Below are 16,082 nucleotides of genomic sequence, written 5' to 3' on the forward strand. Positions count from 1 at the left end.
AAGGATCTGACCGCTGCGCTTTTTAGGTTAGAAATGGAGATAAGTAATCTATGTAGAGGATGTGTGATACTCAAATGACGTTCCGCGAAATGAATATTGTAGATTTGGAAACTGCTCTTCAAACTGACAAAGATGTTGGGATAACGGAAACGGAAGCTAGAAAAAGGCAGAATGAGCAGGGCTTTAATGAATTGCAAGCTGGAGAAAAACAGTCGGTTATCCTGCTTTTCTTTGCACAGTTTAAGGATTTCATGGTGCTTGTGCTCCTTGCAGCGACCTTAATCTCTGGGCTCCTTGGTGAATATATTGATGCAATAGCGATAATAGCAATCATTTTAATGAATGGTCTGCTTGGGTTTTATCAGGAACGCCGTGCTGAGAAGTCTCTAGATGCGTTGAAGGAAATGGCTGCACCGCAGATTTACGTTCTTCGAGATGGGGAATGGAGGAAGATTCCATCACGTGAAGCGGTTGTAGGAGATATCATTAAGTTTATAAGCGGCGATCGGATTGGTGCGGATGTACGACTGATTGAAGCATACAGTCTTGAAATTGAAGAATCAGCTTTGACCGGAGAATCTGTTCCATCGGTTAAACAATCTGAATCACTTCATTTTCCTGCTGAAGGCATTGGTGATGAAGAAAATATGGCTTTCATGGGTACGATGGTTTCACGCGGAAGCGGGATAGGGATTATTGTTGGTACAGGCATGAATACAGCAATGGGGAAAATTGCTGATTTGCTTCAATCAGCAGAGACACAGGATACCCCCCTTCAGCTCAGGCTTGAACAGCTCGGGAAAATTTTAATAACAACGGCACTGTTTTTGACTCTTGTTGTCGTTGTTACTGGGATCTTACAAGGAAACCCCTTGTATACGATGTTCTTAGCCGGAGTTTCATTAGCTGTTGCAGCCATTCCAGAAGGGTTACCGGCCATTGTTACAGTTGCGCTTTCTCTAGGTGTTCAACGAATGATTAAGAAGAATGCGATCGTTCGAAAACTGCCAGCAGTAGAGACGCTAGGGTGTGCTTCAGTCATCTGTTCAGATAAAACAGGAACCATGACCCAAAATAAAATGACGGTCACACATCTTTGGAGCGGCGGGAGTACTTGGCAAGTTACGGGAACTGGGTATTCACCTTCAGGAGAGTTTTACTACGGTGAACGAGCCGTGCAGCCAAAGGGGAATAAAACGCTCTTTCAGCTCCTGACATTTGGTATGCTTTGTAATAATTCTGAGCTAATTCTAAAAAAAGATCGATTTACTTTGAACGGAGATCCGACAGAGGGGGCAATGTTAGTTGCTGCTATGAAAGCAGGGCTGAATCGGGAAAATGTATTTGAACAGTTTACAATCGTAAAGGAATTTCCATTTGACTCTACACGTAAAATGATGAGTGTAATTGTTAAGGATAGCCAAGGAAAGCATTTTGTTGTAGCGAAGGGTGCACCTGACGTGATGATTTCACATAGCAGTTCGATTCTCTGGCAAGAACGAGTCGTTCGTATCAGTGAGTATCAAACACAGATTCAGGAAGCAATTACCGGTCTTGCACAGCAGGCGCTCCGAACAATTGCGATTGGGTATAAGCCCATTCCGCCGGGAACGGTTCTACTCCATGAATCCGAGGCTGAGAGTGATTTAATATACTTTGGTCTTCACGGAATGATTGATCCTCCCCGTCCAGAGGTGAAGGAAGCCGTGAAAGAGGCTAGGGAAGCAGGAATCAAGACGGTAATGATTACTGGCGACCATGTTGCGACTGCCAAAGCTATTGCTGGACAATTGGGTATCTTAAGAGGTAATGAAAGAGTGTTAGAAGGCAAAGAATTAGCTGAAATGACAGTTGACCAGCTAGAAGACATTGTTGAGGATGTAGCAGTCTTTGCCAGAGTATCTCCGGAGCATAAGTTGAAAATTGTTCGTGCCTTGCAAAACAATGGACATATTGTAGCCATGACCGGTGATGGCGTAAATGATGCCCCTGCTATAAAAGCAGCAGATATAGGTATTTCCATGGGGATTACCGGTACGGATGTTGCGAAAGAAGCCTCCTCCTTAATTTTACTTGATGATAATTTTGCAACCATTAAAGCAGCAATCAAGGAAGGCCGAAACATTTATGAAAATATTCGTAAATTTATCCGTTACTTGTTAGCATCAAATGTGGGCGAAATTTTGGTCATGTTTTTTGCGATGGTAGGTGGATTGCCGCTCCCTTTGATTCCAATTCAAATTCTTTGGGTAAACCTTGTAACAGATGGTCTGCCAGCAATGGCTTTAGGGCTTGATAAAGCGGAAAGTGATGTCATGAAGAGGGACCCTAGGGATCCGAAGGAAGGGGTATTCGCTAGAGGACTGGGATGGAAGATTATTTCGAGAGGGTTTCTAATTGGGATCTCGACATTGATTGCGTTTATCGTCATTTATAAAAACAACCCGGATAATCTTGTTTATGCTCAAACCATTGCTTTTACAACATTAGTTTTAGCTCAGCTGATTCATGTGTTTGATTGTCGAAGTGAGCGATCTATCTTTTCACGAAATCCATTTGGTAATAAGTACCTCGTTGGAGCTGTACTTTCTTCTATGGTTTTATTGTTGGTCGTCATTTATTACCCGCCTCTGCAGATGATTTTCCATACTGTACCGATTGCACCGCGGGATTGGCTGCTCGTTACAGGGATGGCATCTATTCCAACTTTTTTACTGGCAGGTTCTATTTTAATAAGAAAAACAAGGTAAGGTATGGTATAATTCGAAAGGTAGTAGAGTTTCTCTATTACCTTTTTATTTTTTATAGAAAAGTTAGTCCGTAATCAGGTGCTCAGCTGACGTATATAGGCGGTTTTTACAGGAAAGTGCTTATTTTCATCCGCTGGCTTATTTATTGCGGCTTCTTTTGACCAAATAGATTCACAAGACCAAGTCAGGAAACAGTATTATGCATGGAATGGAAGTGGCGCCATGATCGTGAGTATGACAGGATACGGCCGGGGAAAGGCTGAAGACGGAGATACAAAAGTGACGGTTGAAATGAAAACAGTCAACCATCGTTTTTGTGAGTTTATCATCCGTATGCCGCGCCAGCTAATGATTCTAGAAGAAAAGGTTAAAAAAAAAGCAAGTCAATATATTAGAAGAGGAAGAGCTGAATTATTTATAACCGTAGAAGGCGAAGGGCTGGTCACGAAAAAACTGCAGCTTGATTGGAGTTTGACAGAACAATTCTTTTCCCATATGGAAACCGTTCAGACTAAATATGAATTAGCAGGTCCTTCTTTACATGACATGCTTCAAGTTGAAAATATTCTTTTTGTGGAAGAAGAAAATAATGAAAATAAAGAGCTCGAAGGTATCTTGTTTTCAGCGCTAACAGAGGCACTTGAATCACTTAAAAAAATGAGGAATCAAGAAGGACTAGAATTGATGAATGACTTATCAGATCAAGCAGACAAGGTACATAAAAGCATTACAATCATTAAGGAATATGCACCAGAGGTCGCCTTACATTATCGTGAAAAGCTAGTTCAACGATTAGCAGAGTTTACTGAAGGGGCGGGAGACGAGAGTCGTTTACTGACAGAAGTTGCTATCTTAGCAGATAAAGCAGATGTAAATGAAGAGTTAACTAGACTTGAAAGTCACTTGCTTCAATTTTCAGAAACCCTTGAAGTGGATGAACCGGTCGGCAGAAAACTTGATTTTCTTGTTCAGGAAATGAATAGAGAAGTCAACACGATTGGATCCAAAGCAAATGATTCACGAATGACCAAAGAAGTGGTCGAAATGAAAAGTTTACTTGAAAAAATGAAAGAACAGGTGCAAAATATCGAATAGGTTGATTATGAAGAAACGCTCAAGGCCACACTAGATAATGGATGGAGGATTATAATGTCTATTAAGCTTATGAATATTGGTTTTGGGAATATCGTTTCCGCAAACCGGATTGTGTCGATCGTGAGTCCGGAATCGGCACCAATCAAGCGAATTATTCAAGATGCCCGCGACCGCGGCTCTTTGATAGATGCTACATATGGCAGAAGAACTAGAGCAGTTATCATAACAGACAGTGATCATGTTATTTTATCGGCCGTTCAGCCAGAAACAGTCGCTGCTCGTCTGCATGACAGAGACGACAGCGTGGAAGAGGGGTAAAAGAACGATATGATTGAAAAAGGCTTGTTGATTGTATTATCCGGTCCATCCGGAGTAGGTAAAGGCACAGTACGCAAAGAGATTTTTTCGCAGCCTGATACGGCTTTTGAATACTCAATCTCGATGACAACCAGGCTTCCCCGGGATGGAGAAGTTGATGGAGTCGATTATTTCTTCAAATCCCGTGAAGAATTCGAAACATTAATTGAACAGGGAAAACTACTGGAATATGCTGAATTTGTCGGCAACTATTACGGAACTCCTGTTGATTATGTTCGTGAAACACTGGATGCTGGGAAAGATGTTTTCTTAGAAATTGAAGTACAAGGGGCTCAACAAGTTCGTGAGAAATTCCCTGAAGGGTTACTTATTTTCTTAGCACCGCCAAGCCTTTCAGAGCTTGAAAGCCGTATTACCAATCGCGGAACAGAATCTTCAGAGTTAATTCGCCGGAGAATGCAGGCTGCTAAGGAAGAAATTGAGTTAATGGATTTATACGATTACGTCGTCGAAAATGACCATGTCACTGCAGCAACAAGCCGAATCAATGCTATTGTCATTGCTGAGCACTGCCGTCGTGAAAGAGTGTCTGTTCGATATAAAAAAATGCTGGAGGCTGAATAATTATGTTATATCCATCTATTGATTCATTGTTATTGAAAATTGATTCTAAATACTCATTGGTGTCTGTTGCAGCGAAACGTGCACGTCAAATGCAAATCAGTAAAGACTGCCGAATTGACAAGCCAGTTTCTCATAAGCCTGTCGGTCGTGCGTTAGAAGAAATCTATACAGATGTTTTAACGTATGATAATTCATTCGAAGGAAAATAATTAGTAAGGTTGGTCCTGGGACAGAAATGTCTCGACTGATTCTATACGGGTAAGTTGGGCCTGAACCCCTGTGAACTGGTAGCTGTAAGGAAACTTTACAGTACTCTGTTTAGCGGGAGTTCAGGTCTTTTCTTATTTTTTTGCAAAAGCAGTGAGAAGAAATGAGTCTCATTCGAATGGTGTAATAGATGAAAAATTCATCTGTTTCCGTCATAATGAGATAAAAAGACGATCATTCATGGGGGAAAACTGCATGCTTACAAATAAAAAAATACTATTATGTGTCACAGGGGGTATTGCTGTTTATAAAGCAGCAGCCTTAACGAGCAAATTAACGCAGGCTGGTGCGATTGTTAAAGTGATCATGAGTGAATCAGCACGTCAATTTGTCACGCCGCTCACCTTCCAAGCGCTTTCGCGTAACGATGTATTTACGGATACGTTTGATGAAAAAAATTCAGCTGTGATTGCTCATATTGATTTAGCAGATTGGGCTGATCTTGTACTTGTGGCTCCGGCAACTGCGAATGTGATAGGCAAGCTTGCCAATGGGATAGGCGATGACATGATTACAACAACACTTCTTGCTGTTCAGAATCCAATCTGGCTGGCACCAGCCATGAATGTTCATATGTATGAAAACGCTGCTGTCCAAAAGAATATGATGACTCTGAAAAACTATGGCTATCAATTTATTGAGCCGTCTGAAGGATATTTGGCGTGCGGGTATGTTGGTAAAGGCAGACTTGAAGAACCTGAAACCATTGTCAGCCATCTCATACAGTTTTTTAAAGAACGTGGAGAGTTTCCTCTTCAAGGCAAACGAATCGTAATCACAGCGGGACCGACAAGAGAGCATCTCGATCCGGTTCGGTTTATTACGAATCGGTCTACAGGAAAAATGGGTTATGCGCTTGCTGACCAAGCCGTGAAAATGGGGGCGGAGGTTATACTCATTTCAGGCCCTGTAACACTTCAAGCACCCGCAGGTGTTGAAATTATTTCTGTTGATACAGCTGAACAAATGTTTAATGCGGTGATGGACGTTTATCAGAAGGCAGATGTTGTTATAAAAACAGCAGCCGTTTCAGACTATACACCGAAATATTATCAGTCGCAGAAGATGAAGAAAAAATCTGGTGATCATATCATAGAATTCGAACGAACGAAGGATATTCTCTTCCATCTCGGTGCTCAAAAACACCATCAGCTACTGATTGGGTTTGCGGCAGAAACCGAAAATGTGGAAGAGTATGCTCTTACGAAGCTTGAGAAGAAAAATGCCGACATGATTGTCGCTAATAATGTTTCCACAACGGGTGCCGGTTTCGGAACCGATACGAATATTGTTACGATGTTTAAGAAAGATGGGAGCAAGCGTGAACTTCCTATGATGAGTAAAACAGATACGGCGAAACAGATACTAACCGAGGCTGTCCAGATGTTGAAAAAGGAATGATGCTTAATGAATATAGCTGCGGTTATCGTTGATGTACCAGCGAAGCAGACAGACAGGGAGTTTGATTACAAAATACCTGACAAATGGCTGGGTTTAATTCAGCCGGGTATGCGAGTCATTGTCCCTTTTGGTCCGAGGATGGTTCAAGGATTTGTAACAAGTCTGAAGGATAAAAGTGAATTTGACAAACTTCGTCAAATTAAAGAACCGATGGATTTAGAGCCGGTTTTAAATAGTGAGCTTCTGCAACTCGGAAATTGGCTGACTTTGAAAGCCATGTGCTTTAAGATTTCTGCTCTTCAAGCAATGCTTCCGTCAGCGATGAAGGCAAAATACGAAAAGGTACTTAAAGTCACTGGAGATAACAGAAATCTACTTGATCCAGAAGTACAAAGGTTCCTTGCAAATCATGATTCGATTTCTTGGAAAGATGTGATCAATGGCGGCGAAACGGTCCGGTTTCAAAAGGAAGTACAAAAAGGAAACATAGAAGTCATTTATCAAGTTAAAAACCGAATGAACAAAAAGAAAGTGAAAATGGTTGAAACGGTCCTGAGTGTACAAGAAATGAAAGACGTAATGGGTTCTCTTTCGGCAAATGCAAAAAAACAGCAGGAAGTTATTCAATACTTCGTTGAGCATCAAGAAAAAATTCAATTGAAGGACCTGCTTGAAGCTACGGGTGCCTCTAATGGTACGATTAAGACGCTGGTAGATAAAAAGGTGCTTAGGGAGAGCGATGAAGAAATCTATCGGAATCCCTATGAAAATCGGACGTTTGAAAGGTCGAATCCATTCACCCTGACTGACGAACAAGCGGCAGCGTTGTCTCCCATCGTTGCTTCGGTTGAAAAAGATGAGCATGATGTATTTCTTTTATACGGTGTCACAGGCAGCGGAAAGACGGAAGTCTATTTACAAGCAATAGATGCCGTTTTGAAAAAGGGCGGCGAGGCTATTATGTTAGTCCCGGAAATTTCTCTGACTCCTCAAACGGTAAAACGTTTCAAAGAACGATTTGGTGAACAAGTTGCAGTCATGCACAGTGGATTATCTGTCGGAGAAAAGTATGATGAATGGCGGAAAATTCATCGAAAAGAAGTAAAAGTAGTCGTTGGTGCACGCTCCGCGGTTTTTGCCCCTTTTGAGAATTTAGGGTTGATTATCATGGATGAAGAGCATGAATCAAGCTATAAACAAGAAGAAAACCCCCGCTATCATGCCCGTGATGTAGCTATAGAACGAGCTAAAAATCATAAATGTCCTGTTATACTAGGCAGTGCTACTCCTGCATTAGAATCATTTGCACGTGCCCAAAAAGGAGTCTACCAGCTTTTACCGTTAACGAGGAGGATGAATAATCATCCGATGCCTAGTGTAGAAATCGTGGACATGAGAGAAGAGTTGCGTGGTGGTAATCGCTCAATGTTCTCTGAATTGTTATTTGAAAAACTGAAAGATAGAATAGAACGCGGCGAACAAACCGTATTGATGTTAAACAAGCGGGGACATTCATCCTTTGTTATGTGCCGAAGCTGCGGTGTGGTATTGAATTGTCCTAATTGCGACATTTCATTAACTTATCATCGAATGAATGATTCTTTGAAATGTCATTACTGTGCCCATGAAGAAAAGATGCCATCAATATGTCCGGAATGCAGCAGTGATCATATACGCTTCTTCGGAACGGGCACGCAAAAGGTGGAAGAAGAAATTACGAAGCTTCTACCAGAAGCAAGGGTCATCCGGATGGATGTAGATACGACAAGTAAAAAAGGATCTCATGAACGACTGCTCCAGGCTTTTGGAGAAGGCAAAGCGGATATACTACTTGGTACACAAATGATTGCCAAGGGACTGGATTTCCCCAATATTACATTGGTCGGTGTTTTATCCGCTGATACCATGCTGCATTTACCTGATTTCCGATCATCAGAAAAAACCTTCCAGTTATTGACCCAGGTTAGTGGACGAGCTGGCAGGCATGAGCTAGAAGGGGAAGTGGTCATTCAAACCTATACCCCAGAACACTACAGTGTCGAACTTTCGAGTTATCAGGACTACGATTCCTTCTATCAACGAGAAATGTTGATCAGAAGACAAAATCATTATCCTCCTTATTTTTATATGGCGATGGTTACCGTTTCACATGAAGATTTGATGAAAACGGTGGCAACCACAGAAAAAATTACGCAATTTTTAGGTGCGCGTTTAAGCAAAGGAGCCATTATACTTGGCCCCGTAGCCTCGCCAATCAGCCGGATTAACAATAGATATCGCTATCAATGTCTGATAAAATACAAACGAGAGCCTGAGCTTCAAAGCCTTATGCGCTCCATTTTAGAACATTATCAACAAGAAACTGCACAGCAGAAATTACAAATTAATATCGACTTAAATCCACAAATAATGATGTAACCATCAGTTGTACCGATAAACCGTCATAAAAAGCTATACACAGCGACACAGGTCAAGTAAAATGAGGGTTTGTGGTCTGGTATACTTCAGGCTGAATGTTAAAAAATGGTTCAGCGCTGATGTCCTAGTCCAACTAGGATATCTGCGCTTTTATGATGTTACTGAGCATCCAGCTTGCTTGAAGATGGCGTATTCAGAGTCTCTCGCTTTTCTTGTACAAGCTAAAGGATGCCTTCGCATTTCAGATTGTCCAGCTGCGGCGCCTTCGCATTTTATTGTTGTCCAGCTGCGGCATCCAGCTTGCTGTGGAAAAGATGAGAGTCCTCAAAAGGCAAAAAGCGCCTTTTGGTTCTCTCCCTATTTCCTTCGCAAGCTAAACGGATGCCTTCGCATTTCAGTATTGTCCAGCTGCGGCGCCTAGCCTCCTGTGCAAAAGATGCAAGCCACTAAAAGGCAAAAAGCGCCTTTTGTGTCTCGCCCTATTTGCTTCGGAGGCTGACCAAGGCGCCTTCGCATTTCTTATAGGAGTTGTTTATTTTGGCTATTTTACCGATTGTTTTGTTTCCTGAGAAAATTTTGAAACAAAAATGTGATAAAGTAACAAGTTTTGATGGAAAGTTGGCTAAGCTGTTAAATAATATGTATGACACCATGATTGAAGCAGATGGTGTGGGGCTTGCTGCTCCGCAAATAGGGGTTAAAAAGCAGATTGCTATCGTTGATATTGGGGACGAGTCGGGTACGCTTGAGTTAATTAATCCAGTTATTTTAGATAGTTCTGGTGAACAAACTGGACCCGAAGGTTGTTTGAGTTTTCCAGATCTTTATGGTGAGGTCACTCGTCCATATCGTGTGAAGGTTAAGGCTCAGGATCGTCGGGGCGCATTTTTCGAAATGGAGGCAGAAGATTTTCTTGCCCGTGCTATACAGCATGAAATTGACCATTTGCATGGTATTTTGTTTACTAGTAAGGTGACACATTATTTAACTGAAAAAGAGCTAGAAGGGGTAGTTGAAGAATGACAAAAATTTTATTTATGGGTACACCAGACTTTTCTGTACCGGTATTACAAAGAATCTTGAAAGAAGGATATGAAGTGATTGGTGTCGTCACTCAGCCTGATCGTCCAGTAGGACGTAAGAAAATATTGACCCCTCCCCCCGTAAAGGTGGAAGCTCTGAAACACGGAATTCCAGTTCTGCAGCCGGAGAAAATTCGGGTAAAAGAAGATTTAGATAAGGTGCTTGCATTGAACCCTGATTTGATTGTTACTGCTGCATTTGGACAAATTTTGCCGAATGAACTGCTAGAAGCACCAAAATACGGGTGTATTAATGTTCATGCGTCACTTTTACCAGAGTTGCGAGGCGGTGCTCCTATACATTATTCACTGTTACAAGGTAAAGAAAAAACAGGAATAACCATTATGTATATGGCTGAAAAATTAGATGCCGGAGACATTTTGACTCAAAGTGAACTTACGATTACTGAAGAAGATAATGTAGGGACACTTCATGAGAAGCTAAGTGCAATCGGTGCTGATCTTCTAGCAGACACATTGCCAAAACTGATTAAAGGTGAGCTTAAGTCGAAAAAACAGGACGAAAGCGCTGCGACATTTGCACCTAATATAAAACGTGCACAAGAAAAGATAGATTGGACTCAAACCGGAGAAGCTATTTTTAATCATGTGCGTGGTTTGAATCCTTGGCCGGTTGCCTATACACTTATTGATGGAGCTGTTTTAAAGATTTGGGATACTAAAAAAGTGACATCTGAAGTGAAGGCACAGCCTGGTGAAGTATTATCAATAGAAGATAATGGTGTGTTAATTGCCACAGGCAATCAGACAGCAGTGCTGGTTACGGAGCTTCAGCCATCTGGAAAGAAAAAAATGCTTGCAAAAGATTATTTGCGTGGAGCCGGCAGCTTTATAATGCCTGGCATGAAGTTAGGAGCAGAAAATGACAACAATTAAGAAGAATGTTCGGGAACTCGCTGTAGATGTTCTAGAATCAGTAGAGAAGAATCAATCATACAGTAATTTATTATTAAACTCTAAAATTGAAAAGCATAACTTGTCTGGTGTAGACAATGGTTTATTAACAGAAATAACGTACGGAACCATTCAACGCAAAATGACATTAGATTATTATTTAGAGCCTTTTGTCAGAGACCGTAAACATACGCTTTCTTGGGTTTATAATCTGCTTCGTATATCGTTATATCAAATGGTGTACTTAGATAAGGTTCCGGATCATGCTATCATTTATGAAGCGGTAGAGATTGCAAAAAAACGAGGTCATAAAGGAATCTCTTCTATGGTAAATGGTGTGTTGAGGAATATTCAGCGTCAGGGTGTGCGTCCCCTAACAGACATTAAGGACGAAACTGAACGATTGGCCATTGCCACGAGTCACCCACAATGGCTTGTAGAACGTTGGATTGAACAGTATGGTGTAGAGAAAACGTCAGAAATGTGTGAAATTAATCTAACGGCTCCCTTGCAAACAGTGAGAGTAAATACACGTAAAATTTCACGAGATGAGCTTGTACGACTATTGACTGAAGAAGGTTTTGCAGTTGAAAAAAGTTCAATTGTTCCAGAAGCTATTAACTGTCTTCGAGGCAACCTTGTTCATTCCGAAAGCTATACGCTTGGTTTTATGACCGTCCAAGATGAAAGTTCAATGCTTGTTGCACATGCGTTAGGGGCAGTTGAAAATGATATGGTTCTTGATGCTTGTGCAGCCCCAGGCGGGAAAACGACTCATATTGCAGAACGCCTGACTACAGGACAAGTTTCAGCTATTGACCTTCATGATCATAAAGTGAAGTTGATTAAGAAACAAGCACAACGTTTAGGCCTTCGTAATATTAAAACCTATGTGGCAGACAGCCGTGATGTGCAGCAGAAATTTAGTGCAGAAGGCTTCGATCGAATTCTAATTGATGCTCCCTGTTCAGGGTTAGGTGTTATGCGCCGGAAACCTGATATTAAGTATACAAAATCAAAAAATGATATAATAAAGCTCGCAAGTATACAAACTGAATTGTTAGATGCTGCAGCACCTTTATTAAAACAAGGCGGCCGTTTGGTATACAGTACATGTACAGTCGATCAGGAAGAAAACCAACGTGTTGCTGAGGCTTTTTTACAAAGACATCCTGATTTTGAAAGAGATTTAGAGTTACAAGAGCGTCTCCCAGAAGGAGTACAAAGCTTTGTTGAAGATAATATGCTGCAGATATTCCCACAAGATTTAGATAGTGATGGGTTCTTTATTTCCAGCTTTAAAAAGAAGAGTCATTAAGGGTGCCGTACAGACAATTGAACAGTTCTTGCTGTTTGATTGTCTGTACAACTAGTATTGGTTTAGTTGAGTTAAATTGATAGCTGTGAATTATGTGAATCCAGCCGTGTCCGTACACCTCGAGAACGAATTTTTCCCTTTAAGAAGGACGCTGAAAAGGTATTGTTACGACCACCAGCATGCGGTCAAGAATGCTAAGAGCGAAAAGAAGAGACGAGGTGAACCTATGAAGGCAGTATTTAAAACAGACCGTGGAAAAGTCCGTCAGCATAATGAGGACAATGGCGGTATTTTTATCAATTCAGATGGAGTTAGTTTGGTAATTGTCGCCGATGGAATGGGTGGACATCGTGCCGGTGATGTGGCAAGTGGAATGACCATTGAGTTTTTAAGCAAAGAATGGGAACAAACAATGGACATCTTAACGGCTCAAGATGCAGAAGTATGGTTTAAGAAACAAATTACGAAGGTTAACCAGCTGCTTTTTGATCATTCAGCTGAGCATTTAGAATGCAATGGGATGGGTACGACGCTTGTGGCTGCTATTTGTACCAATCGATTTTCGACAATTGCTAATATTGGCGACAGTCGCTGCTATTTATACAACGAAAGCGGCTTTAAACAAGTGACGGAAGATCATTCTCTTGTAAATGAATTAGTCCGTTCAGGGCAAATATCACGGGAAGATGCAGAACACCATCCCCGTAAGAACGTGTTATTGCGAGCACTAGGAACAGAATTGCAGGTTGAAATGGATATTTCAACTATCACATTTGAAGAGGGAGATATTCTCTTGCTTTGCTCAGATGGCCTTTCCAATAAGGTTAGTGAGAATCAGATGAGAGAAATGTTAGTGTCTGATACTGATCTTAATGAGAAAGCAGCTACATTAATTGACTTGGCTAATCAATACGGTGGTGAAGATAATATCACCCTTGTCCTTGTTCAATTTTGTGATGAAAGTGAAAGTGGGTGAACTGAATGCTGATTGGTAAAAGAATCAACGGTCGCTATAAGCTGTTAGATATGGTTGGCGGCGGCGGTATGGCTAATGTTTACCTGGCTAGAGATATGATCTTGGACAGGGATGTGGCTTTGAAGATTCTGCGAATGGATTTCAATAATGATGATGAATTCATTAAACGTTTCAACCGGGAAGCACAATCTGCTACCAGTTTAGTTCACCCTAATATTGTCAGTATTTATGATGTCGGTGAAGATGGCGACATTTACTATATTGTCATGGAATATGTAAAAGGATTAACGTTAAAGCAATACATACAAAAGAACTTTCCGCTGTCAATTGAAGAGTCCATTAACATTATGGAACAAATTACGGCAGCCATTTCCAATGCACATCATAATGGGATTATCCACCGGGATATTAAACCACAGAACATCCTAGTGGATGAAATTGGAAATGTGAAAATTACTGATTTCGGAATAGCTTTGGCTTTAAGTGCAACAAATATTACCCAGACGAATGCCGTTTTAGGATCTGTTCATTATTTATCACCCGAGCAGGCTAGAGGCGGGATGGCGAATAAAAAGTCCGATATTTATTCGTTGGGCATTGTTATGTTTGAGTTGTTAACAGGAAGGCTGCCTTTTTCAGGTGAATCTGCCGTTTCCATCGCGTTAAAGCATTTACAATCGGAAACGCCTTCGCCTAAGCGATGGAATCCTGATATCCCTCAAAGTGTCGAAAATATTATCTTAAAAGCTACCGCAAAGGATTCTTATTATCGGTATGAAAGTGTCGATGAAATGCATGAACAGATTAGGACGTCGCTTAAACCTGAACGACTTAATGAGCCGGTTTTCGCCATACCAGAGGATCATGATGCAACGAAAGCGATACCTATTATTACAAATGATCATATGAATAGTATTGACGAAACCATTATTAGAGGTCCTGAAAAAAATACGGCTGTTTACGATGAAGCTTCCGCACCAGTTAAATCGGTTTCGAAAAAAAAGGGCGCAAATTCAAAGAAACAGAAAAAACGTAAAAAACGGCCCTTGCTTATGATAGCTAGTCTTTTAGTGATTTTGCTTTTACTGGGGGGTTCTTTTGTGTTCTTTCCTGCATTATTCGGCCCAAAAGAAATCACGATCCCGGATCTCTCAGGAGAAGAATACGATGATGCAATCGTGGAGCTGCTTAAATCCGGACTTGAACCAGGGAAAACGATTGAATTATCGGATGAAAAAGTCCCTCAAGAACAGGTCATTAAAACCGAACCTCGTGCGGGTAGGGTAGTTAAAGAAGGTACGACGATCGATATTTATCAAAGTACCGGAAAAGAAACCGTTACGGTTTCAGACTATATCGGCCGTAATATTGACAGTATTGAAACGTTACTGGATAAAATGGATTTTAAGAAAAGTATGATATCTGAAGAATTTGATGATAGTTCTCCAGGAACGATTCTGACACAAGTACCATCTTTGAATACAGAAGTGGTACCATCGGATACAGCTTTTGAATTCACCGTCAGTAAGGGACCGGAACAACTTCCATTAAAAAATCTTACTGAATTCAATAAAGCGGGTCTAGATGACTACGCTAAAGAAGCTGGAATAAAGGTTAACGTAAAAAGGGAAGAGTACAACGCGTCTGTTGGATTCGGCTTGGTCATTAGTCAGGAACCATCACCAGGAACAAAAGTGGAAAAAGGCAGTACCGTGAATGTCGTTCTGTCAAAAGGCAAGAAAGAAATCCCTCCTAAAAAGGTTACTAAGGAAGTTACCATAGAATATGATCCTTTAGTGCCAGGAGAAGTGCAGATAGTTAAAATCTATATAGAAGATATGAATCACAGCATGACCGAGCCAGAGGATACGATTGAGTTAACAGAGAACCGTACAGTAACTCTTGAATTCTTAGTGCCGTATGAAAAGCAGGCGGGATATAAAATCATTAGGGATGGGAGTGTTTATTTAGAAAACATTATCACCTATCCGAAAAAATAACACTAGCTATAATAATTAACTAAAGGAGTGAAGCTATGCCAGAGGGCAAAATCATTAAGGCGCTCAGTGGATTCTACTATGTGCTTGATGGCAAACAAATTATCCAATGTCGAGGCAGGGGAGTCTTTCGACATAATAAAGTTAACCCCCTTGTCGGCGATTATATTGTGTATCAAGCTGAAAATCATACGGATGGGTATCTTCTTGAAGTGAAGGAACGCACCAATGAACTCGTTCGGCCGCCAATAGCGAATGTGGATCAAGCAATTCTGGTCTTTTCAGCTGTCGAACCTGAATTCAGCACAACCCTGCTGGACCGATTCCTAGTTGCGATAGAAAATAATGAAATTGAACCGATTATATGTATCAGTAAGATGGACCTAATTTCGGAACAACAGCGGGAAACTCTCAATCAATATATGGAGGACTATCGAAAAATTGGTTATGAGGTTGTGGCTACGTCTTCTATAACGAGTGCGGGTCTTGAGGTCTTGCTGCCATACCTTGAAGGAAAAACGAGTGTTTTTGCAGGTCAATCAGGAGTGGGTAAATCATCTCTTTTAAATGCAATCAACCCTGATCTTGATATCGAAACCAATCAAATCTCATCTCATTTAGGACGAGGTAAGCATACGACAAGACATGTTGAATTACTACCCATCGGTTCAGGTCTTGTTGCCGATACACCTGGATTTAGCTCCTTAGAATTCTTAGATATTGAATTAGAACGATTAGCGTATTGTTTCCCGGAAATCTATAAGTACGGTGAACAGTGTAAATTCCGCGGTTGTTTACATGATAAGGAACCAAAGTGTGCGGTAAAGCAGGCAGTTGAGACAGGAGATATTCCAAAATACCGTTATAAACATTACCAACAAATATTCGAAGAAATTAAAGATAGAAAGCCGAGGTATTAGA

13 protein-coding genes are annotated in these 16,082 nt (G+C 41.0%); all 13 read left to right on the forward strand.

Annotated features, from left to right (window positions below; translation table 11 throughout):
* Positions 1 to 74 precede the first annotated feature (74 nt).
* Positions 75 to 2,750, forward strand: coding sequence for a calcium-translocating P-type ATPase, SERCA-type (locus MHI18_RS18560; RefSeq protein ID WP_340850330.1), 2,676 nt, complete (start codon positions 75 to 77; stop codon positions 2,748 to 2,750).
* 222 nt (positions 2,751 to 2,972) lie between these two features.
* Positions 2,973 to 3,845 carry a YicC/YloC family endoribonuclease gene (locus MHI18_RS18565; RefSeq protein WP_340849550.1) on the forward strand — a complete coding sequence of 291 codons (873 nt, stop codon included), beginning with the start codon at positions 2,973 to 2,975 and terminating at the stop codon, positions 3,843 to 3,845.
* A gap of 54 nt (positions 3,846 to 3,899) precedes the next feature.
* Complete coding sequence (remA, locus tag MHI18_RS18570) at positions 3,900 to 4,163, forward strand: extracellular matrix/biofilm regulator RemA (RefSeq protein ID WP_040374007.1); 264 nt, start codon at positions 3,900 to 3,902, stop codon at positions 4,161 to 4,163.
* A 9-nt stretch (positions 4,164 to 4,172) separates the two neighbouring features.
* Positions 4,173 to 4,787 carry a guanylate kinase gene (gmk, locus tag MHI18_RS18575; RefSeq protein WP_040374006.1) on the forward strand — a complete coding sequence of 205 codons (615 nt, stop codon included), beginning with the start codon at positions 4,173 to 4,175 and terminating at the stop codon, positions 4,785 to 4,787.
* A 2-nt stretch (positions 4,788 to 4,789) separates the two neighbouring features.
* Positions 4,790 to 4,996: a DNA-directed RNA polymerase subunit omega gene (gene rpoZ, locus MHI18_RS18580; RefSeq protein WP_040374005.1), complete on the forward strand. Its 207-nt coding sequence runs from the start codon at positions 4,790 to 4,792 to the stop codon at positions 4,994 to 4,996.
* Positions 4,997 to 5,249: 253 nt separating this feature from the next.
* Positions 5,250 to 6,455: a bifunctional phosphopantothenoylcysteine decarboxylase/phosphopantothenate--cysteine ligase CoaBC gene (gene coaBC, locus MHI18_RS18585; protein ID WP_340849555.1), complete on the forward strand. Its 1,206-nt coding sequence runs from the start codon at positions 5,250 to 5,252 to the stop codon at positions 6,453 to 6,455.
* Positions 6,456 to 6,461: 6 nt separating this feature from the next.
* Complete coding sequence (priA, locus tag MHI18_RS18590) at positions 6,462 to 8,873, forward strand: primosomal protein N' (protein ID WP_340849557.1); 2,412 nt, start codon at positions 6,462 to 6,464, stop codon at positions 8,871 to 8,873.
* Between the two features lie 537 nt (positions 8,874 to 9,410).
* Positions 9,411 to 9,896 (forward strand): peptide deformylase, encoded by a 486-nt coding sequence (gene def / locus MHI18_RS18595; RefSeq protein ID WP_340849559.1) that lies wholly within the window; start codon positions 9,411 to 9,413, stop codon positions 9,894 to 9,896.
* The gene (gene fmt / locus MHI18_RS18600; RefSeq protein WP_340849561.1) at positions 9,893 to 10,852 is read left to right on the forward strand and encodes a methionyl-tRNA formyltransferase; all 960 of its coding nucleotides are present in this window, start codon (positions 9,893 to 9,895) and stop codon (positions 10,850 to 10,852) included. The genes def and fmt overlap by 4 nt, the downstream gene beginning before the upstream one ends.
* The gene (rsmB, locus tag MHI18_RS18605; protein ID WP_340849563.1) at positions 10,839 to 12,188 is read left to right on the forward strand and encodes a 16S rRNA (cytosine(967)-C(5))-methyltransferase RsmB; all 1,350 of its coding nucleotides are present in this window, start codon (positions 10,839 to 10,841) and stop codon (positions 12,186 to 12,188) included. The genes fmt and rsmB overlap by 14 nt, the downstream gene beginning before the upstream one ends.
* A 226-nt stretch (positions 12,189 to 12,414) precedes the next feature.
* A complete protein-coding gene (locus MHI18_RS18610) occupies positions 12,415 to 13,164 on the forward strand; it encodes a Stp1/IreP family PP2C-type Ser/Thr phosphatase (protein WP_340849565.1) in 750 nt (249 codons plus the stop codon).
* Positions 13,165 to 13,169: 5 nt separating this feature from the next.
* On the forward strand, positions 13,170 to 15,164 hold the full coding sequence (gene pknB, locus MHI18_RS18615; RefSeq protein WP_340849567.1) for a Stk1 family PASTA domain-containing Ser/Thr kinase: 1,995 nt from the start codon (positions 13,170 to 13,172) through the stop codon (positions 15,162 to 15,164).
* 35 nt (positions 15,165 to 15,199) lie between these two features.
* On the forward strand, positions 15,200 to 16,081 hold the full coding sequence (gene rsgA, locus MHI18_RS18620; protein WP_340849570.1) for a ribosome small subunit-dependent GTPase A: 882 nt from the start codon (positions 15,200 to 15,202) through the stop codon (positions 16,079 to 16,081).
* The last annotated feature ends 1 nt before the right edge of the window (position 16,082 follow it).

Source organism: Peribacillus sp. FSL H8-0477, assembly GCF_038002765.1.
GTDB lineage: Bacteria > Bacillota > Bacilli > Bacillales > DSM-1321 > Peribacillus.